Origin of the sequence: Streptomyces sp. NPDC001852, assembly GCF_042891825.1 — a bacterium.
Lineage (GTDB): Bacteria > Actinomycetota > Actinomycetes > Streptomycetales > Streptomycetaceae > Streptomyces.
The window spans coordinates 46571-71941 of record NZ_JBIATN010000026.1 but is presented as its reverse complement, the minus strand read 5'-3'; the positions used below and the strand labels follow the sequence as shown (position 1 = coordinate 71941).

The window sequence follows — 25371 nt, the reverse complement described above, 5'->3', positions numbered from 1 at the left end:
GCACGGATTCACGGATTCTCTCGCCGAGTTCAACGACCTCTTGGACGCGAAGCAGGCCCGGCGGGCGAAGTGGCAGGACGCGCCGCCGGTTCCTTTGAAGTGGGCGGCTGCGCCGATCCGATCTGCCGCGGCGTGCACTGACCGCCCGGCGTGAGCTTCGGTCGGCCAGGTGATCCCCGCCCGGCGACAGGGGCCGTTGTCGTCAGCCTGCTGTCATCCTTGAATCTTGACCGCGCAGGTGAGGCCCTTCCCTGGGTAACCGGAGGAGTCTGCGGGGTGGGAGTTTCCTTGCGCCTGGGTCGCCGTGGGAGGCGGACGTGGCGGGCCTTGCCCTGGCCGGGCCGGGGGGCGATGGTCACCTTGCTGGTGAGGCGGCGGACCATGGGCCAGCCGAACCCGCCGGCGCGACCGTCGAGGTCGGGGGCACGTTCCCGCGAAGGTGCTGGATTGAGGTCGCTGACGGCGGCGTTCACTGCCTCGGCAGTGAAGGTGAGTTCGAGGGTGTATCGGCCGCCGCCGTGGCGCAGGGCATCGGTGCTGAGTTCGGAGACCACGAGAGCGAGGGTTTCCACCGTCCCGGCCGCCGCTGCCGGGTCCAGTCCCTCGACGAAGCCGCGGGCGACGTGACGAGCGTGAGCAGATACCGGCGGGGCTGTCGCCTTCCACGACCACAGGGACCCTGGGGGCGTGCGTGCGTGTCGCCTCGGTGTCGGTGGCTGCCACCTCGCCCCGGATCGGTTGTGCCGCCAGGCTCAGCGTGTGCCCGCCAGGCGGGGGTGCAACCCAGAACAGCACTCTTCCGGGTGTATTTGGAGTAGAACTCCATGCATGTCCCTGCAAGAAAACCTGTCGTGGCCACAGTAGACATCGACCCCTCATGGGAGTACCGTTGTGCCGTACCCCGGAAGTCGATGAGGGCACGGCAGACACGAACTGCTGTGCGTACAGGTCAAGCAGGACGCGGCCCCCAGGGGTCGCGAGCAGTACCCGCGTATCCAGCAGTACAACCAAGTAACCGAAGGTAAGGAGCAGAGCGCCATCAGGATCGCCCGGGCGAGGAAGAAGTCCGCCCGGGTACCGCAGGCCCCGGATTGGAAGGTGGTCCCCGGTCACGCATCGCGATCCCCGCAGCCCCGCCCTCCCACGCGGAACCTGCGGACAAAGAAGGCCGGCACAGGTGGCGGTTTGTGGGTGTTGACCGGGGGGGGCCGGGGCCCCTGGCGGGGCCCCCGGGCCCCCCGACGCGTCCCCTGAAAGAAGAGGTCTATGCCCCCTGCCAGTTCCCGTCCCGTCGACAATCTCGATGACGACGACTACCCCGCCTACACGATGGGCCGGGCCGCCGAGATGCTCGGCACCACCCCCGCCTTCCTCCGCACCCTGGGCGAACACCGCCTGATCACCCCGCTGCGCTCCGAAGGCGGGCACCGCCGCTATTCCCGCTATCAGTTGCGCATCGCCGCCCGCGCCCGCGAACTCGTCGACCAGGGCACGGCCATAGAGGCCGCCTGCCGCATCGTCATCCTCGAAGACCAGCTCGAAGAAGCCCGGCGCATCAACGAGCAACTGCGCGCTCACGGCGGCGAGTCACAGCCGAAGACCACGACCTGATCACAACGCCGGCCGGCAGGCGGACAACACCGACCGCCGGCAAGGGAAGCCGACCGGCATCAAGGCTTCGAGGCGCGCGTTCAGGCTGCCTCGCGAGTTTGGCGCGGCCGAACAACAGCGCGTAGCCGGAGGGGAGCTGGCGCAGGATGCGGGCGAGCAGTTCGGGGCCGGCCCAGGCGGCCACGGCGGCGAGGACGGAGCCGGTGTCCCAGCGGGTGGTGGCCAGGCTGGCGCTGCTGCGGGTAGCGAGGTCTTTGACGAAGGCCCAGCCGGTCAGCGGCTGGGTGTCGGGGATATGTTCGGTGAGGATGCGTGCGGCTTGAAGGGGCAGGCGGGCGGCCAGTCCGACGCGTTCCTCGCCGGTCAGATGGCGTCCGAGTCCCGCAAGGACGAGACGCACGGCTTCCTCGGCCTGTTCCCGGGTGGGGTAGGCGCCTTCGTAGACTGCGGTGGTTGCCTTTCTCTCGCTGGGGTGCCGGTGCCCGCACGGATGTGTCGACATCGACAGTGGGGTGATCAGGTGGGCTGGGGTCGGCCGAAGAGCAGGTCGTAGCCAGCAGGAAGCTGAAGCAGGATCTGCTTGAGGAGGTCGTCACCGGCAGCGTCGGCGACCGTACTGAGGACGGCGCTGACGTCCCAGGCTGCGGTCTGCTCGGTGGCCCCCTCGATCCAGGCCGCCGTCGCCCGCACGAAACGCTCCGGCGGCAGCGGGTCGGCGCTTTGCAACGGATTGAGCAGGATCAGGGCGAAGCCCTCCGGCAGGCGCGCCGCCAGCTGGGCGCGGACCTCGCCGACCAGGTGTGCGCCGAGCAGGGCGAGGACCACGCGGGCCGCGCGTTCTGCTTCCTGCTCACTTTCGTACTCGCCGCGTTCCTTGATCTGGTCGAGGAACGCTTCGATTCGCAGGGTCACGTCGGCCGCCGCCCTTCTTCGGCTTCTGTGCTCTGGTGGGTGCGGAGGGCGGGTGAGGGGGAGATGCCCGCCCTTCGCTGCTGATCGGCCCCTGTCGCCAGCGGTCAGCCGGAGATCTCCTTGCGGCCGGATCCGACGCCGATGGAGATCTTGCGGGGCTTGGCACGCTCGGCGATCGGGATGCGCAGGGTGAGCACCCCGGCGTCGTAGTCCGCCTTGATGTGCTCGGTGTCGAGGGTGTCGGCGAGCACTATCTGGCGGGAGAAGACGCCCAGGGGCCGTTCCGACAGTTCCATCTGCACGTCGTCGCCCTTCGCCACGGGCCGGCGCTCGGCCTTGACGGTCAGCATGTTCCGCTCGACGTCGATGTCGATCGCGTCCGGGCTGACGCCGGGGAGGTCGAAGGCCACCACGTACTCGTCACCCTCGCGGTAGGCGTCCATCGCCATCGCGGACGGCCGCGACCAGGTGCCCGGACCCATCAGCTGCTGAGCCAGCCGGTCGAGTTCACGGAAGGGATCGGTGCGCATCAACATCGTGAAACACCTCCAGAAGGGTTCGGGCAGTTGCTGCCAATGCGCCTCACTGAAACCGTTGTAACATGTCATCCAATGGATGACAAACGCGATGTCACCGAACAGACGACGCGCTTGAAGGAGGTGCCCATGGCAGCAGCCGACCACCCGGCCTCTTCCAGCACCGGCGGCCGCAGCCCGGCCTCGTTCCTCGCCGCCGCCGCGGCCTTGCAGGCCATAGACGACGCTCTGCACGCTGCCCGGCAAGAGACCTCCGACGCCCCTGATACCGGCCCCGACCCGGAGCAGGCCCTGGCCTCGCTGCTGCTGCTGCGGCAGGTTCGCGAGCAGCTCGCCGGATGGGAGACCGGCCTGATCGAAACCGCCCGCGACGCGGGAGCCAGCTGGGCCGACCTCGCCCACCCGCTCGGCGTCGCCAGCCGCCAGGCCGCCGAACGCCGCTACCTGCGCGGCCGGCCCGGCCCCGCAGGAACCACCGGCGAACAACGCGTCCAGGCCACCCGCGAACGCCGCGCCGCCGACCGCGCCCTTGCCGCCTGGGCCCGCCGCAACGCCGCCGACCTGCGCAGCATCGCCGGTCAGATCACCGCCCTCACCGAACTCCCCGCCGCCGCCCGCGGCCCCGTCAGCCAGCTCGACGCGGCCCTCGCCCAGGACGATCCCGCTGCCCTCGTCCGCCCCCTGAACGCCACTCGCCCCCACCTGACACACGTCCACCCAGCTCTCGCCGCCAGGCTCGACGCCCTCACCGACACCACCTCCGCCGCCTCCGACTGAGTCGGTGCTCCCTGACCGGTACAGCTGCCGGCGCCGAGACGGATCTGCTGCCGGGAGGCGCTGTCAGGATGTCCGGGCACGGCACGGGCGACGGATACCGGCTGGCTGCGACTACGGGAAGAACGAAATGGCAGTATGACCAGCGGCACCATGAAGTGGTTCAACGCCGAGAAGGGCTTCGGTTTCATCGCCCAGGACGGTGGACCGGACGTCTTCGCGCACTACGCCAACATCATGGGCAACGGATACCGGGAACTGGTTTCGAGGGCGAGACGGCTACCTTCGACATTGCCCAGGGGCAGAGGGCCCCCACAACATCGTCCGCTGCGGCTGACGTCCGACCCGAGCCCGCATGATCCACCGTGTAGAGTGGCATCACCGACGCGGGGTGGAGCAGCTCGGTAGCTCGCTGGGCTCATAACCCAGAGGTCGCAGGTTCAAATCCTGTCCCCGCTACCAGAAGAAGGGGCCCGCAAACGCGGGCCCCTTCTACGTCGCCCCCAGGCAGGTAAGAGCACAGGGTGCCGTGCCCGCGATATCGTGCAGGGCCACTGAGGACCATCCCATCTCATGATCTGGCAGGAGATCCGCGTGCCTGAGGCCGCCGCCATACGGCGGCGCGGACGGATCGGGAGTTCGGGATCGTCAAGAGCGATCTCACGGCACTGCGCCTGCAGGTGGGCAACCTTGATCAGAAGGTGGGCAACCTGGACGCGAAAGTGGATGACCTCGCCGGGGAGGTTCGCGGCCTCACCGAGAAGATCGATCGAAACCAGGTGCAGATCGTTGAGCTGCTCACCCAGCTGATCGGGCGGAACCCGAACGCCGGCTGATCTCTCTATGGCTGCGGCCCGCGAACACCTCGTGTGTTTGCCGGCCGCAGCTGTATATGTGCAGGTCGGACGGTTGGGACGCGGCACGGGGGATGCCGTTCCCTTCTGCTGCTACTGGCTGTCGTGGAGGCGGTGCCGGCGGGCGGTGGCCAGCGTGCGCCATCGGGTGCGGGTGGCCCGTTCCCCATCCAGCCACTGTGGCGCCGTGTGGTCGGGAGGGAGGGGAGGCCGGCCATGAAGAAGGCGATGTCGATGTAGTAGGCGTAGTCACCGTTCCGGGTCTGTTCGCGCAGCCGGGAGAGGGCGGCGGCGAGTGCTTCGTGGTCGTCGAGAACGGCCTGGTGGAACGCCGCGGCGAGTTCGAGGGTGGGGGTCATGGAGGTGAGGCCGGCGATGTCGAGCTCGGTGCGCAGGGTGTGAATGCGGTCGTCGAGCGCGGGAGTGCCGGCGTCGCGGATCAGGGCGGCGATGGCCGCGTTGATCGTGGTGGCGCGCAGGTCGAGGCTGGCGAGGAGCTGGTGGGCGAGGTCGATTTCGTCGTCGGCCTGGCGGGGGTCGCAGAAGGCGACGGCGAGGGCGCTCAGGGCTTGGCTGTGTGCGGCTTCGTCGGCTTTGGCGTGTCGTTTGTGGACACTCACGAATTCACGCTCAAGTCGCATGGAGTGGGGAATTGCATGACCGTCGACAGCCACGGCGTGGTCCAGCGCAAGGATGGCACCGAGGAGCGCTCCTAATCCCGACGCGGCCCGGTTTCCCGCTGCATGGTTTCTCGGCATGACGCCCGACGCACTCACCAGCGGAACTATGACCTCACCACTTGATCGCGGCCGTCACTCGAAAGGAACCGCACCCACCTGAGTTCCGGCGGCCGGCGCTCGAGCCGGTGGGCTGGCGTCCGACCACCCTCGCCGTGACGATCCGCCGCTACCGACGCACCAGCTGTGGTCATGCATGGCGTCAGGGCACGCGCAAGGTTGCAGAGCCGTGGGCGAAGCTATCGCGTCGAGGGCTGCTGTGGGGGTTGGAAGCGATCGTGGCGGCGGTGATCACGTGGTGGGCCTCGTCGACGACGGCTTGGGCGTCGTAGGCCTGGATGTAGGCGCCGTCGCCGTTCTTCATGATCCGTGAGGTGGGGTCGGTGAAGTTGGCCTTGGCCTTCGGATTCGGGAGGGCCTTGGTGGCGCCTGCTCGCCGACGTCGGTGACGGCCTGCTTGTCGCTGCCGCCCGAACGGACCCGGCGGCGGCGTTCTTTCTCCTCGGCGTGGGGGCGGGCCTTCCCGGCGGTCTCGGCCTCGATCTGGGCTCGGGCGGCCTGCAACCGCGCGAAGCGCTTCTCGCGCCGGTCGAGCTTGGAGGTGTTGGCTTTCAGCTTCGTGCCGTCCAGGGCGACGCGGCTCATCTTGACCACGCCGAGTTTCTGCGCGAGGTGCAGGGACTGAAGGAACAGGCCGGCGAGCGCGTCCAGGTGGCGGCGGCGGATCCGGGCCATCGAGCGGAAGGGGGGGGCCTGGTCGGCGGCCAGGAACCGAAGGTGACGTCGTCCACGCATTTGCGATCGATCGCCCGGGACGAGTGGACGCCGGTGGTGTAGCCGTAGATCAGCAGGCGCACCATCAGGCGCGGGTCGTACGGCGGGAACCCGCGCTTATCGGCGTAGTTGGCCAGGATCGGCCACAGGTCGAGCGCCTGGTCGACCATGTCGGCGACGAACCGGGCCGGGTGATCCTCGGGCAGCCAGTCGCCCAGCGACGGCGGTGGCAGCAGGACCTGGTGCGGGTCGAACGCCGGAACCGCTTGCCCGCCGCCGCCGGACGTGCTTGTGGCCGTTTCGGTTCGACCGGCTCAGCCTCGAACAGCCGATTCTCATCACGCATTCCGTGATCATCCCGCACGAATGATCATAGGCCGCACACGGATTGCGGCTGCTGGGAAGCGCTCCTACGGCTGGTACCGGTAGAGGTCGCGCAGCAGGGCGATCTCGGCTCCGTGGTGCAGGAGTTCCTGGTTCACCCACCAGATGATGTCGATGAATGGCTCCTCCGGGTCGCTGCCGTGCGGGTATGTGCAGTGGCCGATCTTGTCGAGCACGGCATCGTCGGCGGCGAGCAGGGCCTCGCGCCAGGCTGCGGCGGCGGCTGAGAAGCTCGCGATCGCCCCGGCGGCGTCAGGGCTGACACGGAAGTCGTCCTTGGTGAGGGTGTGGGTGCCGTTGGCGTGGTCGGCGCGGACGGCCAGCATCTCGCTGAGGTGGGTCAGTCGCCAGGCGATAGTGGTGAAGGGCGGCGGCACGGGGTGCGGCGAGGCCGCCGAGTCCCGGCCCCAGTCACCCGCCCCCACCAGCATTGTGGCGCGTGCTCCAGGCCCGTCCACGTGGCGGCGGACCGACCAGCAATCGGGCACCGGCTCCCAGAGGTACTCCGCGTCGGTCATCGGGGTGGCCTCAACCTCGACTCCGTTGCCACTGTCCACCACCGGCCCGCTGATCCGGCCGAGCAGGCGCTCGCAGCCGAAGTCGAACTGGTCCAGCAGTGTCTTCAGGCGTGCGGGTGACGTGACCTGACGGCTCATCGCTCCTCCCCTTACCCTCGCGAGTGATCGGATTGCGGGTATCGGCGAGGGCGGCAGCCACAGTACCGACGGGGCGCCGCCGGTGCCCGCGATTAACAGCGTCTTCCGGATGCCGAGTCGGCTCCCCAACGCTCCGCTCGTCAAGCGGATGCCGTAGTTGACGGTCTCGAATGCTCCGATCCCCGCCGACCCCGACTACCCGTCCGCTTGCTTGGTACTGACCCACGCTCCTAGGGCGGGTGTCGGGTTGTGATGAGTTTGCGGGTTTCGCCCTCGCGGTCGTGCCTGATCCGGCAGATCATGTTGTGTGATGCGCCTACAACTGGCGGACGCCGAGTGGGAGTTCATTGAGCCGTACCTGCCGATCGGTGAACACGGCCCGCACCCCGAGCGGCTGCGCCGGCAGTTCGAGGGCGTGATCTGGCGGTTTCGGACGGGAGGCCAGTGGCGGGAGATGCCGCAGGAGTTCGGCGCCTGGTCGACTGTCCACAACCGCTTCCGGCAGTGGAGGGATGCCGGGGTGTTCGAGGCCCTGCTGGAGGGCGGGATTACGGAAGCCGAGAAGCGGGGTGAGGTGGGCTTGTCGCTGGTCAGCGTGGATTCCACCACCGTCCGGGCCCACCACGACGCCGCTGGGATGCACCTCGACTCCGACACGCTTGCCGACCTGGAGAAGGCCGCCGAGGAGGCAGCCGTGGGCGGGTCTTGTAGGTCTGGATGTCCGATGGTGGGCGCGGAGCCGACCTCGTCTTATCCACAGGACTCGATGGTCCGGGCCTACTCGAAGGATCGCTCCGCGCCCTGAAGGGCGACGGGGTCCCAAGCATGCTCGGAGCTCGCGGAAGAAGAGAGGCTCCACGGGCGGTCGGCCCGTCAGCCACGACGCCGAGCTCTACAAGGAGCGGAACACCGTCGAGCGCCTGATCACGCCAGTCATGTTGGAACCAGTTCCGAACATCTCGGGGACAGCGTTCAGGTCGGCTGCTCGTCAAGCTGCGGATAACCGATCTCGGAGATGTCCTGGGCCAGGTCCGCCAGGCTGACCTCAGGATTCAGCAACGATACGAGTTCCTGGTTCAGCGGCTGCAGCGCATAGACCTGGCTCGTCGCCCCCAGGTTGATCGAGACTTCGTAGTAGTCCTCGGCGAAACGCTGGAACGCTTCCGGAGAACGGTCGGTCAGGAGGGCGAACAGGCTCGTCGCCCCGTCAGGATCGACAGAGCCCGCAGGGAAGTCGATCGTCCCGTGGTGCCACCGCTCGTCCGTCGTTCCCCGCCACAAGCACGCCGTCACGACGGGCACACCCTCCTGATCGGTGAACGCCGGCTCCTCGACGAAGGACCGGAAGAGCTCGGGGACCTCGTCGACCACTCCTGGCCAGGGCTCGCCGTCGTTGGCAAAGGGGCTCATCGGCGATTCGTGGTCAAAGCCGCGCACATAGGCCCCGGCCGCCGAGAACACGATCGAGTACTCGTCCCCCGACCCGTTGCGCATCGAGGCTACCTCCTCGCTGTCGGCCCAACCGGCATCGAAGGAGTAGTACCGGCCTTCCCAGTCCGGGCTCAGGATCGCATCGAGCATCGCCAGCGAACGGCACAGGTCCCGCAGGTCGGCGATGGTGGGGAGCTGGCGGGCTACGTCATAGACAGTCACGTGCTCATCCAACCCGATGCCACCGACACCCCAGCCCCGCGAGGGGCGTCGTGAGCCACCCATTTTGGCTCACCAAGACCACCCCTTGATCACGACCGAATACTCGCCCCAGCAGGCTCGTCACGCCGAAGGCAGGCTCCTCCGGCCCCACATGTCCGCGGGTGCGCTGCTCCACCACGACCACCTCCTCGTCAGAGGTCCGGTGCAGCGCCGTGGTATCCACGCTGTCGATCACGACCGGGCTGGCATTCCACATCGCGCCGTATGCGGCCCGGATGGCCTCGCGGCCCTTGAACCTGGGAGGGAACCCGGGAACGGTGAAGGGGGCCTCATGGACCGCGTCCTCGGCATACAGCGCGGCCAGCGCGTCGGCCGACTTCTTCGTATGGCCTCTTGGCAGCGCATCACAGTGGTGTCCATATCGCTTCTCCTTCGGAATGGTCAGCTGGCAGGGCACCGGTCTGTCGTCCACTGACGGAGTTTCTCCGGGTTTCGCACCACCCAGATGTGCCTGATCCGGTCGTCGGCCACGTCGAACGCGAACACCGTCACGACGACGCCGTCCTGCTCGGCCACGAGACCGGGCTGGCCGTTGACCGTGCGTTCCAGGAACGTCATGGCGCCTTGCGCCCGGTTGGCGATCTCGATCCAGGCGCGTGCCACCTGCTCGGCGCCTTCGATCGGGTCCAGGAAGGACACGGCCAGACCGCCGCTGTCGGCGATCGCGGTGGCGTCCGGATCGAGCAGCCCGACGATGGCGCCGATGTCCTTGGCCTCCCAGGCCCTCTTGAAGTCTCTGACGAGCGCGGCTTGTTGGCTCGCCGGGGTCGCGGGTGTCCGTGCCGCGCCGATGCGGCGGCGGGCCGAGGAGGCCAGCTGGCGGCAGGCCGCCGGACTGCGGCCGGTGATCTCGGCGACCTCGCCGAAGGGGTAGCGGAACACGTCGTGCAGGATGAACGCGACGCGCTCGGCGGGGGTCATCGACTCGAGCACGACCAGGAAAGCCATCCCGACCGACTCGTCCAGCGTGACCCGATCGGCGGGGTCGGCGGTAGTCGCCGTGGACCCGACGATGGCGGCAGGACGCAGGTCCGCCCACTCGGCGGGCTCGGGCAGCGGCTCAGGGATCCACTGGCCCACGTACGTCTCCCGTCGGGCCCGTGCCGAGCCGAGCAGGTTCAGGCAGATGCGGCTGGCGACCGTCGTCAGCCAGGCCCCGGGCGAGTCGATGGCGTCCCGCTGCTGCGCCGGCATGGCGTACCAGCGGGCGTAGGTCTCCTGGACGGCGTCCTCGGCCTCGGCCAGGGAGCCCAGAAGCCGATAGGTGAGGTTGATCAACTGGCGCCGCTCGCTCATGACCGCGTCCAGGTCCGGGTCGCGTCGTCCCCGCCCTACATCAGTGGCGTTCAGTCCGGATCGGATGGTCATGGTGCCCAACGCTCCTTCGGTCGAACTTCCGCCCTCACAAGTCCGACAAGACAGAACGCCGGGATGTGAGGTCAACGCGCCGCCTCACATTCGGGCACGGCGCATTGTCGGAGTTGGTGGGAGACAAGCACATCACGAGCAGGAGGAACCATGACCACTTCCATCAAGGCCGCGCAGTTCGCCTCCCCCGCGCCGGCGCAGCGTCTGGAACGGGCGGCCGCAGCGCTGACGGAACACGGCTTCGTCGTCGAGATCCTCGACGACGCTGCCGCCGCGAGGGCCCGTGTCGAGGAACTCATTCCCGAGGGCGCGAGCGTGTTCACCGGGGCCAGCGAGACGCTTCGCATCTCCGGCATCGACGACGACATCAACACCAGTGGTCGGTACGACTCCGTCAAGGCCCGAGGACGGCAGATGGACCGGGCCACCCAGAGGAACGAGATCTGGCGGGCCCTGTCGGTCCCCGACTTCATCGTGGGCAGCGTCGCCGCAGTCACCGAGACCGGCTCCCTGGTGGCCGGCTCGGCCAGTGGAAGCCAACTGCCCGGCTACGGCGGAGCCGCCGCCCGCGCGATCTGGGTCGTCGGAGCCCAGAAACTGGTGCCGGACCTGTCCACCGCACTGCGCCGGGTCGAGGAGCACTGCCTGCCTCTGGAGAACGAACGCGCCCAGAAGGCCTACGGCGTGCCCAGCGCCCTCAACCGGATTCTCATCCTCAACGCCGAACCCGACCCCGGCCGCGGCACCGTGCTGCTGCTCCGCGAAGCCATCGGGTTCTGAAAGACCATGTTCGTTTGGGCACTGTCCTGACGATATTCGGCGTCAGTAGGCTTGCGGTGGACGCCGGCCCTGACGCCGCAGGTCGGCGACCGACCGACGCTGCGAACGACCGGTTGGACGGGCAGCGGCTCAGCAGAGCCGGTGCGTGGCCGCTGTCACCCGCCCGAGGAACTCCCGTAGGGGTGCCGTTGACGAACGTGCCACCAGCCCCAAACGGGGCCGATCGCGCTGGTCGGTCGGCAGGCCGCCCAGGGTGAGGCAACGCGGCGGCCATGGTTGTCTTGGTGATAGCGACTCGGTTGCCCTTCAGCTCGGGCACGTACTTGTAGATGGTGTTGCGGCTGACGCCGAGGAGCCGGCCGATCGAGGTGACGGTGTTCTCCGGGCGAGTGAGCAGGTATCGGGCGTGACGGATCTGCTCTTCGGTCATGGCCGGCGGGCGGCCGAGGCGGGCGCCGCGGGCGCGGGCCGCGTCCAGATCCTCGTTGGTGCCCTGGACGATGAGCTCGCGGATGAACTCCGCGAGGGCGGCGAAGACGTGGAAGACCAGCCATCCGCCCGGGGTAGTGGTGTCGAGGGTCTCGTGGAGCGAGGTGAAGCCGATGCCACGCTTGGGGTGGGAGGCGTTGCGGGTGAAGCGGCGCAGGATCGCCTCGGCGGAGGCGGTCCGCGTACGGATCGCGGTGGCGTACTTGATCATCTGGTCGTACTGCTGGGCGATGAGTTCCCAGCGGATCGGGCGGGTCAGCGCCGGGGGCAGCTGCGGGTAGGCGTCCGCCTCGCCGGCCACCGGCCGGTACCGCTTCACCTTGTTGATCCGCTTGATCCTGGGCAGAAGGTCGAAGTTCAGCAGCCGCGTGATGCCGAAACCGATCTCCGACTGGCCATGCGAATCGGTGTAGTTGGCCTCGACGTCCATGGTGGTGCCATGCCGCATCGCGCCCTTTGACCATCGCGGCGACCTCGGAGGCGGTGCAGTTGGTCAGCGGGAGTGGACGGCCGGGGACTACTTCTCCACGTGCCAGTAGATGAGTACCCCGAGGCCGCCGTAGCGTGAGTGCCACTCGGTGAACAGGTTCTGGTCGTAGGCGCGCACATGGGTGGAGTCGGAGGCGACCGCGGTCGAGCCCTGGCCCCACAACTCGGTGCTACGGGCGGCGAGGGCGGCGTTCGCGATGTTCACGGCGATGGTGCGGGCGGCCTCCGCCGAGAGGTAGCGATGCCGGACGTAGCACGGTTCGTCCTCGGTGTGACCGTGGCCGCCGGAGGCGACGGCCTTGATTCCGGTGTTCGTGCCGTAGGCGTAGATCACCAGAAGCAGGCGCTCGGCCAGGACCTCCGCCGGAAGGCTGCCGCCACCGGAGACGGAGGTGAACGCGTCCAGGCACCCGGTACGCAGCACGGGCTCTTTCAGCATGTCGATGAGCGGCACAACGTCCCACCGGCGCTGTACCTCGTTCTTGATCCGTCGCAGGTTGCGCGGCTCGGGCTGGGCCTCGGGCGGGGTGAGCCGGATCGCCCCGGAATTCCGCTCGGCGATGTCCAGCCGGCCCAGCTTGGGTAGCCGGTCGTTAAGCAGCGTCAGCTCGGTGGTCATCTGCTCGCGCAGCTCGTCGACGAACACGGCGGCATCCAGGGGCTTGCGCAGCTCGCGGTAGTTCTCCTCGCGCCGCTCGGCGAAGTCCTGCGGCAGGTCCTCATCCGGGTTGCGCCACTTGTCGGCACCGACGACCTCGTAGACCATGCGTACCATCCGACGCCGGCCCCGCTTGTCGGTACGGTGGACAACCTCCGCCCAGTACCCGCCCAGCGCCTTGTGCACCGGCACCGTCTCGCCCAGCGGGTAGTACGTCGTGTTGCCCGCCCCCGCATACCGGGCCACCAACGCCAGGGCCTCGACCACTGGCCGGTGCGCGTGGTTGGACGAACGGAACTCCCGCACGTCCGGGCGACTGCCCTCCGGCCTCAAGGTCGGTCACTGCCTCAGGTGGCGCAGGCGACGGCAGCTCGCCGGCCATCCTGCGCTCGGGTCCAGGCACTCATCAGCAGGACTTGGCGGTGGCTTCTGCTCCGAGCAGGTCGGGTAGTTCACGCATTGCGTGGAAAAGGGTGGTCCCTGGGCCGGCTAGTTGCTCGGCGGAGTTCACCCCGCCGGTAAAGCCGTAGGTCCGCATGCCGGCGGCGCGGGCGGCACGAAGCCCGAAGGGGCTGTCTTCAATGACCACGCAGTGCTCGGGGGCGGCGCCCATCTGGGCTGCTGCCCAGAGGTGGAGGTCGGGTGCGGGTTTGGGACGCGTCACGTCGTCCGCGCTGAAGAGTCGCCCGGTGAACAGGTGCAGGAGACCGGCGCGGCGCAGGGACCGGGTCATTTTGTGGTGGCTGCCGTTGGAGGCGACGCAGTAGGGGATGGTGAGCTGCTCGATGACGTCTTTGACGCCGTCGACAGCGGTGAGTTCCGCCTCCACCAGGGCCCAGTAGGCCTCCTCGAACGGGACCTGCCAGTCGTCCGGGAGTCGGCGGCCGAGGTGCTGCTCGATCTGTTCGCGCATGTACTGCCTGGAGTGGCCGACGAAGCGCTGTGCGATGTCCTGTGGGGTCAGGGCCCAGCCGAGTTGTGTGATCAGTGCGGAGTCGACGCGTACCGCGAGGCGTTCGCTGTCGACCAGGACGCCGTCGCAGTCGAAGATGACGAGTTCTATCGAGGGGCTCATGAAATGCCGCTCCATGGAGGTGAGTTGGCCAATATCGTTGCCTTCGGCGACACCGGAGGGGTCGCGGTGCGGAGTGCGGAGGAACAATGGGCACCTGGTCGGTTGAGGTAGCGGTCTCCTCGCTGGTGGTTTCGGACGAGTCGGTTCAGGCGGCCCGCGGGGCCTTGAAGGACATCCGGGGGGACCTGGCGGGCCTTCCGGTCGTGGCCGGCGGGGTGGATCGGGTGGCGGACGCGTCCGTGCCCGGCCGCCAGGGCGGTGACTTGCTCCGGTTCGCGCTGGAGATGGCCCCCGGGGCGCTGGACGCGGTACTCATGGTCATCCGGGCGCGGCGGGAGGCGCGCTCCAGTGGCGCCTCGGTCCCCCTGGAGACCTCCGTGCGTGTCACCGGTCCCGACGGTGTGGCGCGCGAGACGGTACTGAGGGGCGACGCCGATGACGTGGTGCGCGCCCTGCGCGAACTGCAGGATGTGCAGGGCGACGACGATGCGGCGGCAGGAGAGGAGTGACGCCAGGGACTGCGGTTCACGCGCCTGCCTGCTGCTCCAGGGCGGCGATCTCCTCGGCGGTGCGCAGGGTGTTCGGGTGCTCGGGCCCGATGGCGTCTTGCTGGTCGCGCAGCAGGTGGCGCAGGTTGTCGAGGGCGCCTGCCGCGTCTCCTTGCGCGGCTTGCCATTTTGCCTGGTTGAAGCGGGTGCGCAGGGTGTCCTGGTGATGGGGACCGAGGACGGATTCCTGCAGCGGGAGGAGTTCGTCGGCGAGTTGGCGGGCACGGGCGAAGTCGCCGGCCGCCCCGGTGAAGTCGATGATGTTGTTGACGGTGCGCATCGTGTCGGGATGGGAGGCGCCGAGGCTGCGGGTGCGGCGTTCGCGTGTTTCCTCGAGGATGCGGACGGCTTCGTCGTAGCGACCCATGACACCGGTCCACCGGCCGAGGTTGTTCAGCGTGCGCAGGGTATCGGGGTGGTCGGGGCCCAGGACGCGGATGCGGGCGGGCATGAGGTCAGTGAGAATACGGATGGCTTCGGCCGGGTCCCCGTTGACACCGCTCCACAGGCCGATGCCGTGCTGGGTGCGCAGGGTGTCCGGGTGGTCCTCGCCGAGTGCTTCGATCTGCTGGGGTACCAGATCGCGTAGGAGCGCGAGGGTCTGTCCGGGCCGTCCAGCTTCCCCGTTCCAGTAGGCGATGCTGTAGCGGGTGCGCAGGGTCTCGCGGTGCAGGGGACCGAGCTGGCGGGTTTGCAGGGGCAGGAGCGCGCTGAACTCCTCTACCGCTTGGGCGGCGTAGCCGGATTCCCCGGTCCACCGGGCCAGGCTGTTGCGGCACGCGAGCGTCTCGGAGTGCTCTTCGCCCAGGTACTGGCGGCATTCCTGCAGAACTTCGCGGATCTGGTCCATCGCCGCCCGGGGGGACCCGGCAAGCCCGGTCCAACTTCCGAGCGCGTGCCGGGCCTCCAGCGTGAGTTCGCTGTGCGGGCCCTGGGCCGTGCGGATGCGCGGCACCAGATCTTGGAGGAGGTCGCGGGCTTCCGAGGCGTGGCCGGAGACGCCCCGGGTGAGTGCCGCGTCCAGTTCCACACGCAAGGACAAGGTGTCGTCGGTGCCCAGGATGTGCGTGACGTCGGGCAGGAGCCGGCTGTAGAGCTCGGTGGCGGATGCGAACAGGCCGCAGCGGCTGGTCCAGGAGGCGAGTTCGCGCCGGGCTCGCAGGCTGCGCAGGTCCGCGGGGCCCAAGGTGTGGGTGATGGTGCGGGTCCAGCGCTCCCAGCGGAGTCTGTTCTCGCCGGCGAGTGCTGCGGGACGGCCGATCAGCACGTCGAGGGCGCCGTCGGGGTCTCCTGCCTCCCACCGGTGGGTGGCTTCGCTGCGCTCCGCGTAGGCGCGCACCGGATCGTCGCCGCTGTTCCTGCCATCGGCCATGGGAGCGAGCTTAGCCAGGGCATCGGCGATTGCCGAGTGGGTGCGGACGGCGCTCGGAAGCGTCAGAGTCTGCGAGCGTTGCAGGTGGTCGATGAAGGTGGGGTGGATGGCGGTGAGCTGCTCGCGGTCGGTGCCGGGTTCGACGCGCTCCACCAGGTGGTGCAGGGCGACCAGAGCCGTGCGCACGCCGGCGACGGTCGAAGGGCCTTCCAGGCTTTCGGATGCGGCGCGCAGCACTGCCAGGGGCACCAGGACACTCTCGCCGCCGTAGGCCAGCACGGCCAGGATCGCGGCCAGGTTCCTGTCGGTGTTCTCGCGCTGCTCGCGGCCGTACTCGCCGAGGGCCCGGGTCAGGAGCCGGTCGTAGAGGTCCTCGCGCGTGGTGGGCAGGCCCGTGTCCCGGTCGGTGTCGCGCTCGGAGCGGCCGCTGAGCTCGTTGCACAGCAAGGTGACGATCAACCAGTTGCCTTCCGCGATCCGCACGATGCCGGGGACGTGCTCGACCGGGACGTTCCTGCGCTCCACATACCGGCGGACCTGTTGCACGGTGGACGGTGGCACCGCCACGCACTCGAAGCCGACCGGAACGATGGCCGGGTAGCCGTACTCGGGCCGGTGACGGACCGACACCACGGTGCTCACGTGGCCGTAGCGGTGCGTGTCGCCGAGTTCGGAGATACATTCCGTTACGGCCGTCTCGGCCTCGGCAGGAAGCTGGTCCAGCGCGTCGATGACCAGGAGGACCTCGACATCGCCCGGCAGATGCCGCAGCGGCCCGGTCAGCCAGCGCTCGGTCGCCGGTAGCGCTTCCACCTCCTCCTGCTGCATGGTCCGCAGGAAGGCTTCCTCCGCTTCGACGAAGGCGTCGCGGGCCGACATGTACAGTTGATCGTTGATCTGCCTGGCGAACTCCTCCGGCGTGGTGTCGGCTGCGATGGGAAAGAACGCCACCGCCTGGCCGGGTAGCGACGGATCCCGGTTCGGGCCGGCCCGGCCCGGGTCGATGCGGTCGATCGCCGTCATCTGCAGCGTGGCGCTCTTCCCGGAGCCGCTAGGCCCCAGCACTGCCACCCTCCGGTGCTCTCGCACGGACTGCGCCACCGGGTCGTGGCCTTCGGGGCGCTGATAGCGACGGTGTATCTCGTGCAGTCCGCCTTGCCGGCGGGTGACCCGGGCGACCAGATCCTCCACCAGGCCCTTGCGGCTCGCGCGGTTCGCGCTGATCCACAGACCTGCGTCGTCGCTCTCGTCGTGGATGAAATGGTGCGGGAACTGGTCCTGCCACCGCGGGATGTGGCGCTGGAAGTCCGAGGCCCTCAGGTACCGGCCGGCGTCGTCGATGCCGGCCTCCAGGTGCTCGCCGACCACCCGGCTGAAGCGCGCCTGCCAGCCCGACTCGTAGCTCGTGGCGGTGGACACCGAGATCCGCTTCATCGGCATCGACCACCGTCGCTCGCCGGCCAGCCGCCCCGATTCGCACGTGTCGATGATCAGGATCACCCCGTCCGAGCCGGGGAACTCGCCGTGGAGGGTACGCAGACGCGCCCCCAGCGGGTATCCGCGGGCCGGCAGCGCATCCAAGCTGACAGGGTGATCGGCCGGGATGAAGTGGTACAGGTCGTCGTCGAAGTCGGAGGAACCGTGACCGATCAGGTACAGCACCAGTGTGGACCCCGTGCTTGACGCGTTCTCGAAGGCTTGCTGGATCCGCTCCTCCAGGACCTTCTTCGGCGGATCCCGCAGCACCCGCAGCCCCGCCACAGCGGGTTCGCACGCCCCCAGGACCGGGTCGTACAGGGCAGCCGCGATAACCTCCGCGGCTTCGTGCATGTACGCCTGATCGTCTTTGTAGGCGAGCCAGCGCGCGCTGACCACCAGCCCCAAACGCCCCGACTGACCCACGGCGCCCCCTAGGCAGCGACGACCCGAACCGCAGCGACAGCGAACGACTGTAACGGACAGCGCAGTTGGGTGTACTTCGTTCGATCGGACGGGTCGTGCACCCCGCCCCACCACGGATGCCGTGTCAGCGTGACAGTGCGGGTGCCGACACATCCACATCATCCGTGCAAGGGTGCAGCCTTGAGGGCCGATGTCTGGCCGGGTCGCTGCTCGTTGCGCGACCTTCAGGAGGGCAGGGGCCGGGCGGCATCTTGATCCCTCGTGCTGCTGGCCGCGTACCCTCGGCTCCGTGCCCCGCCACCCGAAGAGGCTCCGTCGGTTGGTTGCCGACGCGCGCGCGTACCTGTGGACTCTCCGCCACAGCCACAGCCACAGCCACAGCCACAGCCACAGCGTGGCGGTTGGTAGCCGGTCCTGCTGCGAGACCCTGACGCTGTACCCGCAACCGGCCGGCAGTGGCGGCCCACTGCGCATCGTCTTCACCGAGGGCCCGGGCCGGTATGTCCCGGGCGGGGCTCCCCTGGGCTCCGGAGACGTGGGATACGTCCGGGGTGCCTCCCTGAATCTTCACGAACCGGGCGCCGTCCGAGCTCTGCTCGACGCGGCCTCGGCCCGGGGGTGGCAGCCAGAGATGCGGCGGGTGGTGGCGATCGACGGCTGGTCCCTTCTGGAGGCGGCAGCCGCCGCAAGGGCCGGGGCCGCTGGCCCCGCGGCCCCGCAAGACTGACACCGGTGACTTTGCTGATCCTCGAACCAGCCCCAAGCACCGATCAAACTCCGTTGAGACTGCTCAAACTCCATCGGGACGGGACAGTTTCGTACACCCTGCTCCAGCCCGCCGGGGCGGAGGACGATGGAGTCATGGGCGAGCACGACAAGGACCAGGACGATGTCGCCGAACCGGCGCGGCCGCCGCTGACGACCGTGCAGGCCCGGGAGGTGGCGGCCGGGCTCTGCGAGGCGATGGACGACGTCCGGCGCTCCGTGGCGGTGCTTGCCGTCAGGGTCCGCGACGCTCACGACGCCCGGTCTGGCTCCCGCTCGGCTACGGCTCGTGGGAGGCGTACTGCGACGCGGAGTTCAAACACCTCGCCGACCTCCGCGCGGGGACCACCGAACCGGTGCGAGCCGACACCCCGAGCCCTCGCAAGATCACCTCGTGGATCATGCGGCCCCGCGAGACGCTCACCGAAAGCCAGGCGAGCGACTCCTCCAAGTCCGCCTCGCCTGCCCGGACATCACCCGGGCCTGCGGTCTCGCTCGGGCGTTCGCCGACCTGGTCCGTCACCAGCGCGGATACCTGTCGCTGGAGTGGATCCGGCAGGCCGAGCAGGACGCACCGAAGCCCCAGCACCCGCGCTACTCCTACGGCCGCTGTGATCGGTGCGCCCTCGCCGCCGTCTTCGACCACCTCACCCCGTCTCCGGAGGCTCGACGCGTACTGGCCCCACTCCGCGACGCACTTCTGACCGGTCCGCGGCCGGCGAGCTCGCTCAGTTGGCTGCGCAAGAATCCCGGGCTGCTGATTGCCATGGGCACCGGCACCATCCCCGTCAACCACGCGGACGCTCTCCCCAGAAGCCGCACCACCGAGACCGTCCGCGGCCAACTCGTCGCCACCGGATGCCTGTCGGCCCGCAACACCTACGCTGCAGACTTCCAGCGCTGGGTGACCGACCACCTCGCCACAGCAGAGTCGGCCGACCAACGGCTCATCCTCCACGAGTACGGCACATGGCGGCTGCTACCCAGGATCCACCGGCCCCGAGACAGCAGGCCCCAGACCTATTCGACCTTCCAGTATGCCAAGGCCCGGATCAGAGCCGCCCAGTCGTTCCTCACCTGGCTCGCCCAGCACGACACACCCCTGGCCGAAGCCACCCAGACAGACATTGACGACTTCCTCTCCCGCAACCCACAGCACCTGGGAGCGCTGGAGGCATTCCTCCGCTGGACCACACGAACCCGCAAGAGCCGCAAACTCGCCTGTCACAAACCGCGCAGCGACCAACCGAAACCCGCCCTTACCGCCGAGCAGCGGTGGCAACTGCTCCGCCGCGCGCTCCACGACGACGCCCTCGAGCCCGCCGACCGCCTCATGGGCGCACTCATCCTCACCTACGCTGCTCCGCTGACCAAGATCCTTCTGCTTCGCGCCGACGACATACGGGTCAACCACAGCAGCTCCGCCAGCGCCGTCTACCTCACGCTCGGAGAGACCGAGATCCACCTACCGCCCGTCCTGGACCAACTCGCCATCCAGCAGCGCCACCGTCCGCCTTCGCGCGCTCGGACTTCCTCCTGGACCAGGTCGCGCGCCCGAGCGCTACTGCACCTGGCCGCACGCGTCGAGGCGCCCCTCCTCGCGCAGGCCCTGGGCATTACTGCGGGCACCGCGGTCCGTTGGTCAGAGTTGGCCGGGCGCACCTACGGCGGCTATGCCGAGCGCGTCGTCCGTGGTCGGGCGTTCAAGCATGACAGTTAGGGTCGCTGTCAGATCCTCGAACTAGCATCCCCTCGTGACCTCTGAACTGCTTGCCTCCCTTTCCGTGCCGCTCCCGAAAGGGCGGATGATCACGTCCGATGAAGGCGACGGCGACACGCAGCCACTGTGGCTGAGCGACGCTCCGGTGCCGGTCGAGCTGTGGGCTCGTCTGCTGGCCGAGCACGGTACCTCAGGCCTTTGGCCGCTTCTTCTTGACGCTCATGACCCGAGGGACGCTGAATTCCGGCCCTGGGGGTCCGGAGAACTCTTCCCTGAGCCCATGTCGTCTCCCGACGCGCACGATCCGGCCGAGCTCCTCGCGCAGTGGTGGATTCAGTTCACGAAAACCGACGAGGACGACGACCTGCTGACCCCTGACAAGCGGCTCGCCGTCACCGCACCGTTCGGACAAACCTGGCCAACCCCGGTCCTCAGCCATGAGCCCGTGGCAGGCGCCGATGAGATGGCCACCGAGTACGCGGAGGTCTTCTACAACCAGCACCCTCAGTCGCGCCTCGGCCTCGTCACCGCTCTGTGTGGTGCTGACGCACTGACCGCCGCCGGCTGGGACGGTCCGGCCAACTACGACAACGACACGGCCAAGTTCTCCGCCGTCGTGAGCAATTGGGAGCGCCGCTTCGGCGCGCGCGTCGTAGCTGTTGGCTTCGGCACCCTCCACCTCAGCGTCGCGGCGCCCCCGGTGGACACACAGGAAGCCCTGCTTGTAGCCGCTGAGCACTTCGCCTTCTGCCCGGACAACATCTGGCAGGGCCCCCGTCCTTGCACCCTGGCCGCCTATGCGGAGCGCATCGTCGGTATGAACAGCTGGGATTTCTGGTGGGACTGACCCTCTGCGCGGATCCGTCGAGAGTGCTCACCCATGCCCTGGGAGGAACCTGCGGGATCGACTCGGCGGAACGGCTCGTCCACCGCCGTGTCTACAGAGAACCGCAAGCGGCTTGGACCAACGGCAATGGGCTATTGCCGACACAGGAATCCCGGACACTTCTGCATCCGGCCGATCCGGAGCACGGCCGGGCTCGGGCGTGAACAAGCTGAAGGACCCGGTGGAGACGAAACTCCACACCACAGTCTGCTCCGGCAAGGTCACTCGCCGCGGCGCAGCAGGCGATCGTCACCGACTGGATGAGCGTCCGTTGGGACCGCGGCGGGTCGTCGTCCGACTCCGGGTGCGCCGGTACTTCTGCGACCGGAAGAGGTGTTCCCGCAGGACGTTCGTCGAGCAGGTGCCGGGCCCGACCGAGCGGCACCGCCGCTCGAGTACCGGGCTGACGGGCTGGCTGCGGTCGATCGCGATTGAACTCGGCGGCCGTCCGGCCGCACGGCTGTGCCGGCATCTGCCGATGGCCGCAGGCCGGACCCAGCTGCTCGTGCTGAAGGCGCCGGCGGTGCCGGACCGCGCCCCGCGGGTGCTGGGGGTGGACGAGTTCGCCTTCCACAAGGGCTGCACTTACGGCACCGTGCTGGTCGACATCGAGGCCGGCCGGGTCGTGGACGTACTACCCGACCGCACCTCCGAGACGTTCGCGGCCTGGCTCAAGGATCATCCCGGCGCGGAGATCATCTGCCGTGACCGGGCCACTGCCTACGCGAAGGCAGTCAAGGAAGCCGCTCCTGACGCCCTCGAAGTCGCAGACAGGTGGCATTTGCTGCAGAACCTGTCTGCCGCGATGGAGAAGACCTGCCACCAGCACCGCAACTGCCTGCGCAGACATGCCGATCAGGAGAGGGAGCCTAGCGTGCCGGAACCCGTCCCGATGGAACTGCCGGTGCCGGAACTGCCCCGCACCCAGATCATCGAACGGACCCGTCACCGCTACGAGGACATCCACCGCCTAGTTGAGAGGGGCTGGACGATCAGCATCATCGCCCGCCGCCTCAACCTCGACCGCAAGACCGTCCGCAGCTTCCGCGATACCGACCTCGACGAACTTCTGGCCTCCGCCCGCGACCGCCGCCCCAACTGCGTCCTGGAACCTCCCCGCGACGTAGGAGACGGCTCTGGGGGCCGGTGGGTTGGTCATAGCGTGGAGTCGATGAACGCGAGCGTCTTCCCGGTCTGCCCGAGCACGACCTTTGAAAGTGTTCGGGCACCGCAACAAGCGGGTCAGCGCGCAGAGCGCACGCGTTGCACAGCCGTCGCCCACCGCCGAAAAGCATGTCGCCCGCCCGCCTTCCGGGCATGGCGCCGCAGGTAGAAACCTTCTCGCGCACCCGTAACTCCCGGGCGACGCAAGGGACCTTCGAACCCTCCCCGAAGGTCGATGGCCCGCATCCGTACCTTTTCACCGCGCCTGCGCTGCTCGGCGGTCAGCCCGCCTGCCTCCGGTACCGCTGCCTACGGCGTACCGACCCAGGGCGCACGCCGTGTCCGCGGCGCCGAACCGTCGGTCACCGCGGCCGGTGGTCCGGTGTCCGTGCCGATAATCTTGTGCTCGTTCGGGGCCGAGCAGGTGCTGCCCGGTGGTCTGCGGACCATGGGCACCCAGCGAACGCGGCCGGGCGGGTGAGGGGGATGTTGAGGCCGATGGGTGACACTACGGGTGGGGCGGGTGCCGGATTGCGCAAGGTGGGCCACGGCCGGTACATGCTGCAGCAGCTACTGGGCCAGGGCGGGATGGCGACCGTCCACCTCGCGCACGACTCCGTGCTGGAGCGCCCGGTGGCGGTCAAGACGCTCCACACCGGCCTGGGCCACGAGTCGTCTTTCCGTGAACGGTTCCGTCGCGAGGCACAGGCGGTGGCGCGGCTGAGCCACACCAACATCGTGGCGGTGTTCGACAGCGGTGAAGACGTCGTTCCGGACGTCGGCCCGGTGCCGTACATCGTGATGGAGTACGTCGAGGGGGCGACGCTGTCCGCACTGCTCCGAGAGGAGATCGACAAGCACGGCGCGATGCCCTGCGACCCTGCTCTGAGGATCACCGCGGATGTGCTCTCGGCGCTGGCCGCCTCCCATGGACAGGGCCTGGTCCACAGGGACATCAAGCCGGGAAATGTGATGGTCACCCCGCGCGGGGTGGTGAAGGTGATGGACTTCGGCATCGCCCGCGCGCTGCAGTCCGGGGTGACGTCCTTGACGCAGACGGGTGCGGTGGTGGGCACGCCCCAGTATCTTGCGCCGGAGCAGGCGCTGGGCAGGAGCATCGACGCCCGAACCGACCTGTACTCGGTGGGGTGCATGCTGTTCGAACTTCTCACCGGGCAGCCGCCGTTCGACGGGGACACCGCCTTCTCCATCGCCTACAAGCACATCCAGGAGCAGCCGCCAACGCCATCCAGCATCAACCAGGCGATCAGCTCGGAGGTGGACGCGCTCGTGGTCCGGGCTCTGAGCAAAGACCCGGCGCTCCGCTTCCCTACCGCCGAGGCGATGCGGGACGAGGTGGAGCGGGTGCTCTCCGGCCTGCAGAGCGGCGTGGAGTCGCCGCCCGGGGCGGTGCCGGGCCTCACGGGTGTCACGCCGGCGAAACACCCGCGGCGCCGTCGTGTCGCATTTGCCGCCGGCATGGCCGTGGTCTTCGCGGCCGGTGGAACGGCCGCGGCCCAGCTCTTGCCGGACCACACTGGGGCCGCCAAGGTTTCGCAGAGCAAGCCGTCCGGGGAGCGAAGCAGCCGGGCATCCAGAGGCTTCACCGCCACGTCACCGTGGCGGCTCATCGTCAGCGACCAGATCGGGGGCCGGGACAACGGCTGCACCGTTACGCTGACGAACACCGAAACCGGTCAGCAGCAGGTATTTGAGAACTACGGCACCAAGTCGTTCCTGGCACACACCTCAGGACCGTTTCGCTGGGCGGCCAACAACCCGGGCTGCCAGGTAGTCCACCGATCCGGAGCGGGAGCGGCGGTGCCGCCCTTCACCCGCCAGTACGGCACGGGCGACACCGAAGCCTTCAGTCCGCGGGGGCCGATATCCGTGAGAGTGATGGATTTCAACGGCGCCGGCGACTGCAGGCTTGATCTACGCGACGCTGCGAACGGAGAGGCCGTCGACCTGGGTACAGTTTCCAAAGGCGGCGGCCCACTCAAGCTCGACCCGAGCGGACACTCTCAGGTCTACCTCGCTGATCTGCAGTGCAGCGTGAAGGTCACCGCTGCCCGCAAGTGAGAGCTGATCCGCGCCACACCGACCGTCAGCTGCCCCGTCGCCGCGCGGGGCCGGGCGTACGACGTCGTCGCGCACCAACAGGCGGCGATGCCCGAGTAGCTGCTCGCGTCCCTGGCCACCGACCCCGAGCGCGGCGACCAGGAGCCGGAGGCCGGGCACCGGGAGGCGATCGATCTGACGGCGCTGTGGGCGTTGCGGGAATCACGCACGGACGTGGAAGCCCTCGATCTCACGGCCGAGCGGCTGCGCCACCTCCAGGACGCGTTCACCGAGGCGGCCGAGACCTCTTGCGCCCGCGCGGACCGCAACGCCGAACAGAACGTGCCGACGCAGGGCACCCGGCGCGCCAGGACGGCCAGCAGGCGCAGCGCCCGCAGCAGCCGGGATCGCACCGCGACCGGGAGGCCGGCCACTGAGCGCATCCGATGCTGCAGTGCCCACCGATGCCGGCGCCTGGCAGCAGTAGCGCGCGCCGACCGGGATATGAATGTGTTCAAGGTGTGGGCTGTGTGAGCCTCCCTGGGTCGCGGGTGCCGTGGCCAGTGCATTGCGGCGGTCACCGGATTCACTCGGATGGCGGGTGGGGGTTCACCGGAGAAACGAACCGCCCATGGTCCGCCACTGCTTCAGGCGACTGCTCGCCCGTGGGGAGCGACGGCGTCGCCCACTTCCGGGAACGTGATTGATTCACAGCGACTCGCTGGTCTGATGGGCGTCGCCCATGGCCTTGCCCGTGTGGGTCTGCCGATGGCGCGCTGTTCGGCCTGAGCTCGGACTTCTCGAGCGCGGTCGTGAGGCTGCTCCCTCGGTTGCCAGTCTCGGGTGTCGGCTGTACGCGCGACCCCGCCATGGTCCGGCAGATCCAAGGCCACGGCATCGCTTTGAGTGATACACGCCGTGTGTCTGCGGTGCGTTAGGTGTGAGCGAAGGGGCTGCTCGGCTTCGTCGTCCGGTCTGCGGACAGCGGCGGCCGTAGGGGCCGCTGGTACCGCTGGTAGGCGAAAGGCACCCGGCGCGAGGAGCGCGCCCTGAGCAATGAGTGGGCCCAGCTGCTACGGCCAGGCCCACTGGCGTGTAAAAGACGCTCCCTTGCGGCGCTTGGGAGGGATCGGGCTTATCGGA

The 25371-nt window shown here is 68.7% G+C and carries 20 protein-coding genes, 1 tRNA gene and 5 pseudogenes; 13 read left to right on the top strand and 13 right to left on the bottom strand.

Features of this window, described 5'->3' with window-relative positions:
* Positions 1–29 precede the first annotated feature (29 nt).
* Positions 30–599: an ATP-binding protein gene (locus tag ACFYZB_RS34645; RefSeq protein WP_388765372.1), complete on the bottom strand. Its 570-nt coding sequence runs from the start codon at positions 597–599 to the stop codon at positions 30–32.
* 667 nt (positions 600–1266) lie between these two features.
* On the opposite strand from ACFYZB_RS34645, the gene ACFYZB_RS34640 reads away from it, so the two are divergent.
* On the top strand, positions 1267–1611 hold the full coding sequence (locus ACFYZB_RS34640; protein WP_388765241.1) for a MerR family transcriptional regulator: 345 nt from the start codon (positions 1267–1269) through the stop codon (positions 1609–1611).
* A gap of 94 nt (positions 1612–1705) precedes the next feature.
* On the opposite strand, the pseudogene ACFYZB_RS34635 reads toward ACFYZB_RS34640, so the two are convergent.
* The 3 genes and pseudogenes from ACFYZB_RS34635 to ACFYZB_RS34625 all read right to left on the bottom strand — a co-directional run.
* A pseudogene (locus ACFYZB_RS34635) lies at positions 1706–2113 on the bottom strand (DUF2267 domain-containing protein); the annotation flags it as partial.
* Positions 2114–2127: 14 nt separating this feature from the next.
* Positions 2128–2523: a DUF2267 domain-containing protein gene (locus ACFYZB_RS34630; RefSeq protein WP_351216951.1), complete on the bottom strand. Its 396-nt coding sequence runs from the start codon at positions 2521–2523 to the stop codon at positions 2128–2130.
* A gap of 104 nt (positions 2524–2627) precedes the next feature.
* Positions 2628–3059, bottom strand: coding sequence for an Hsp20/alpha crystallin family protein (locus ACFYZB_RS34625; protein WP_388765239.1), 432 nt, complete (start codon positions 3057–3059; stop codon positions 2628–2630).
* 129 nt (positions 3060–3188) lie between these two features.
* On the opposite strand from ACFYZB_RS34625, the gene ACFYZB_RS34620 reads away from it, so the two are divergent.
* The 5 genes and pseudogenes from ACFYZB_RS34620 (at position 3189) to ACFYZB_RS34600 (ending at position 5403) form a co-directional block, all read left to right on the top strand.
* Entirely contained in the window at positions 3189–3836 is a 648-nt protein-coding gene (locus ACFYZB_RS34620) for a type III effector protein (RefSeq protein WP_388765237.1), read from the top strand.
* 135 nt (positions 3837–3971) lie between these two features.
* Positions 3972–4192: pseudogene (locus tag ACFYZB_RS34615) on the top strand (cold shock domain-containing protein).
* Positions 4193–4218: 26 nt separating this feature from the next.
* Positions 4219–4295 (top strand) — tRNA-Met (locus ACFYZB_RS34610).
* Positions 4296–4534: 239 nt separating this feature from the next.
* On the top strand, positions 4535–4669 hold the full coding sequence (locus ACFYZB_RS34605; protein ID WP_388765235.1) for a hypothetical protein: 135 nt from the start codon (positions 4535–4537) through the stop codon (positions 4667–4669).
* Positions 4670–4989: 320 nt separating this feature from the next.
* Positions 4990–5403: a hypothetical protein gene (locus ACFYZB_RS34600; protein WP_388765233.1), complete on the top strand. Its 414-nt coding sequence runs from the start codon at positions 4990–4992 to the stop codon at positions 5401–5403.
* A gap of 286 nt (positions 5404–5689) precedes the next feature.
* On the opposite strand, the pseudogene ACFYZB_RS34595 reads toward ACFYZB_RS34600, so the two are convergent.
* Both ACFYZB_RS34595 and ACFYZB_RS34590 read right to left on the bottom strand, forming a co-directional pair.
* Positions 5690–6526, bottom strand: a pseudogene (locus ACFYZB_RS34595) (transposase); the annotation flags it as partial.
* Positions 6527–6608: 82 nt separating this feature from the next.
* Positions 6609–7238: a DinB family protein gene (locus ACFYZB_RS34590; RefSeq protein ID WP_388765231.1), complete on the bottom strand. Its 630-nt coding sequence runs from the start codon at positions 7236–7238 to the stop codon at positions 6609–6611.
* Between the two features lie 307 nt (positions 7239–7545).
* On the opposite strand from ACFYZB_RS34590, the pseudogene ACFYZB_RS34585 reads away from it, so the two are divergent.
* Positions 7546–8164 (top strand): annotated as a pseudogene (locus ACFYZB_RS34585) (transposase); the annotation flags it as partial.
* 46 nt (positions 8165–8210) lie between these two features.
* Here ACFYZB_RS34585 and ACFYZB_RS34580 read toward each other — a convergent pair.
* From ACFYZB_RS34580 to sigJ, 3 genes are read right to left on the bottom strand one after another with little or no spacing between them, the layout of a single operon-like run.
* On the bottom strand, positions 8211–8891 hold the full coding sequence (locus ACFYZB_RS34580; RefSeq protein WP_388765229.1) for a hypothetical protein: 681 nt from the start codon (positions 8889–8891) through the stop codon (positions 8211–8213).
* Positions 8892–8895: 4 nt separating this feature from the next.
* Positions 8896–9363, bottom strand: a complete 468-nt coding sequence (locus ACFYZB_RS34575; RefSeq protein ID WP_388765227.1) for a nuclear transport factor 2 family protein — start codon at positions 9361–9363, stop codon at positions 8896–8898.
* A complete protein-coding gene (gene sigJ / locus ACFYZB_RS34570; RefSeq protein ID WP_388765224.1) occupies positions 9333–10319 on the bottom strand; it encodes an RNA polymerase sigma factor SigJ in 987 nt (328 codons plus the stop codon). Before sigJ ends, ACFYZB_RS34575 begins: the two co-directional genes overlap by 31 nt.
* Before the next feature lie 150 nt (positions 10320–10469).
* Between sigJ and ACFYZB_RS34565 the strand changes: the two genes are divergently transcribed.
* Positions 10470–11099, top strand: coding sequence for an LUD domain-containing protein (locus tag ACFYZB_RS34565; RefSeq protein WP_388765222.1), 630 nt, complete (start codon positions 10470–10472; stop codon positions 11097–11099).
* Here the strand turns inward: ACFYZB_RS34565 and ACFYZB_RS34560 are convergent.
* From ACFYZB_RS34560 to ACFYZB_RS34550, 3 genes and pseudogenes are all read right to left on the bottom strand, one after another.
* A complete protein-coding gene (locus tag ACFYZB_RS34560) occupies positions 11035–11529 on the bottom strand; it encodes a hypothetical protein (protein WP_388765370.1) in 495 nt (164 codons plus the stop codon). The two genes, ACFYZB_RS34565 and ACFYZB_RS34560, sit on opposite strands and share 65 nt — an antisense overlap.
* A gap of 81 nt (positions 11530–11610) precedes the next feature.
* A pseudogene (locus tag ACFYZB_RS34555) lies at positions 11611–12696 on the bottom strand (Tn3 family transposase); the annotation flags it as partial.
* A 445-nt stretch (positions 12697–13141) separates the two neighbouring features.
* Positions 13142–13810 (bottom strand): HAD family hydrolase, encoded by a 669-nt coding sequence (locus ACFYZB_RS34550; RefSeq protein WP_388765220.1) that lies wholly within the window; start codon positions 13808–13810, stop codon positions 13142–13144.
* A gap of 86 nt (positions 13811–13896) precedes the next feature.
* Between ACFYZB_RS34550 and ACFYZB_RS34545 the strand changes: the two genes are divergently transcribed.
* Entirely contained in the window at positions 13897–14319 is a 423-nt protein-coding gene (locus ACFYZB_RS34545; RefSeq protein WP_388765218.1) for a hypothetical protein, read from the top strand.
* Positions 14320–14335: 16 nt separating this feature from the next.
* On the opposite strand, the gene ACFYZB_RS34540 is transcribed toward ACFYZB_RS34545, so the two are convergent.
* Entirely contained in the window at positions 14336–17632 is a 3297-nt protein-coding gene (locus ACFYZB_RS34540) for a tetratricopeptide repeat protein (protein ID WP_388765216.1), read from the bottom strand.
* 1159 nt (positions 17633–18791) lie between these two features.
* On the opposite strand from ACFYZB_RS34540, the gene ACFYZB_RS34535 reads away from it, so the two are divergent.
* The 4 genes from ACFYZB_RS34535 to ACFYZB_RS34520 all read left to right on the top strand — a co-directional run bounded on the left by ACFYZB_RS34535 (position 18792) and on the right by ACFYZB_RS34520 (position 24249).
* Positions 18792–20117: a hypothetical protein gene (locus ACFYZB_RS34535; RefSeq protein ID WP_388765215.1), complete on the top strand. Its 1326-nt coding sequence runs from the start codon at positions 18792–18794 to the stop codon at positions 20115–20117.
* A gap of 34 nt (positions 20118–20151) precedes the next feature.
* Entirely contained in the window at positions 20152–20964 is an 813-nt protein-coding gene (locus ACFYZB_RS34530) for a DUF4253 domain-containing protein (protein WP_388765213.1), read from the top strand.
* Positions 20965–21163: 199 nt separating this feature from the next.
* On the top strand, positions 21164–22336 hold the full coding sequence (locus tag ACFYZB_RS34525) for an ISL3 family transposase (protein ID WP_388765212.1): 1173 nt from the start codon (positions 21164–21166) through the stop codon (positions 22334–22336).
* Between the two features lie 329 nt (positions 22337–22665).
* Positions 22666–24249, top strand: a complete 1584-nt coding sequence (locus ACFYZB_RS34520) for a protein kinase (protein ID WP_388765210.1) — start codon at positions 22666–22668, stop codon at positions 24247–24249.
* Positions 24250–25371: the final 1122 nt, after the last annotated feature.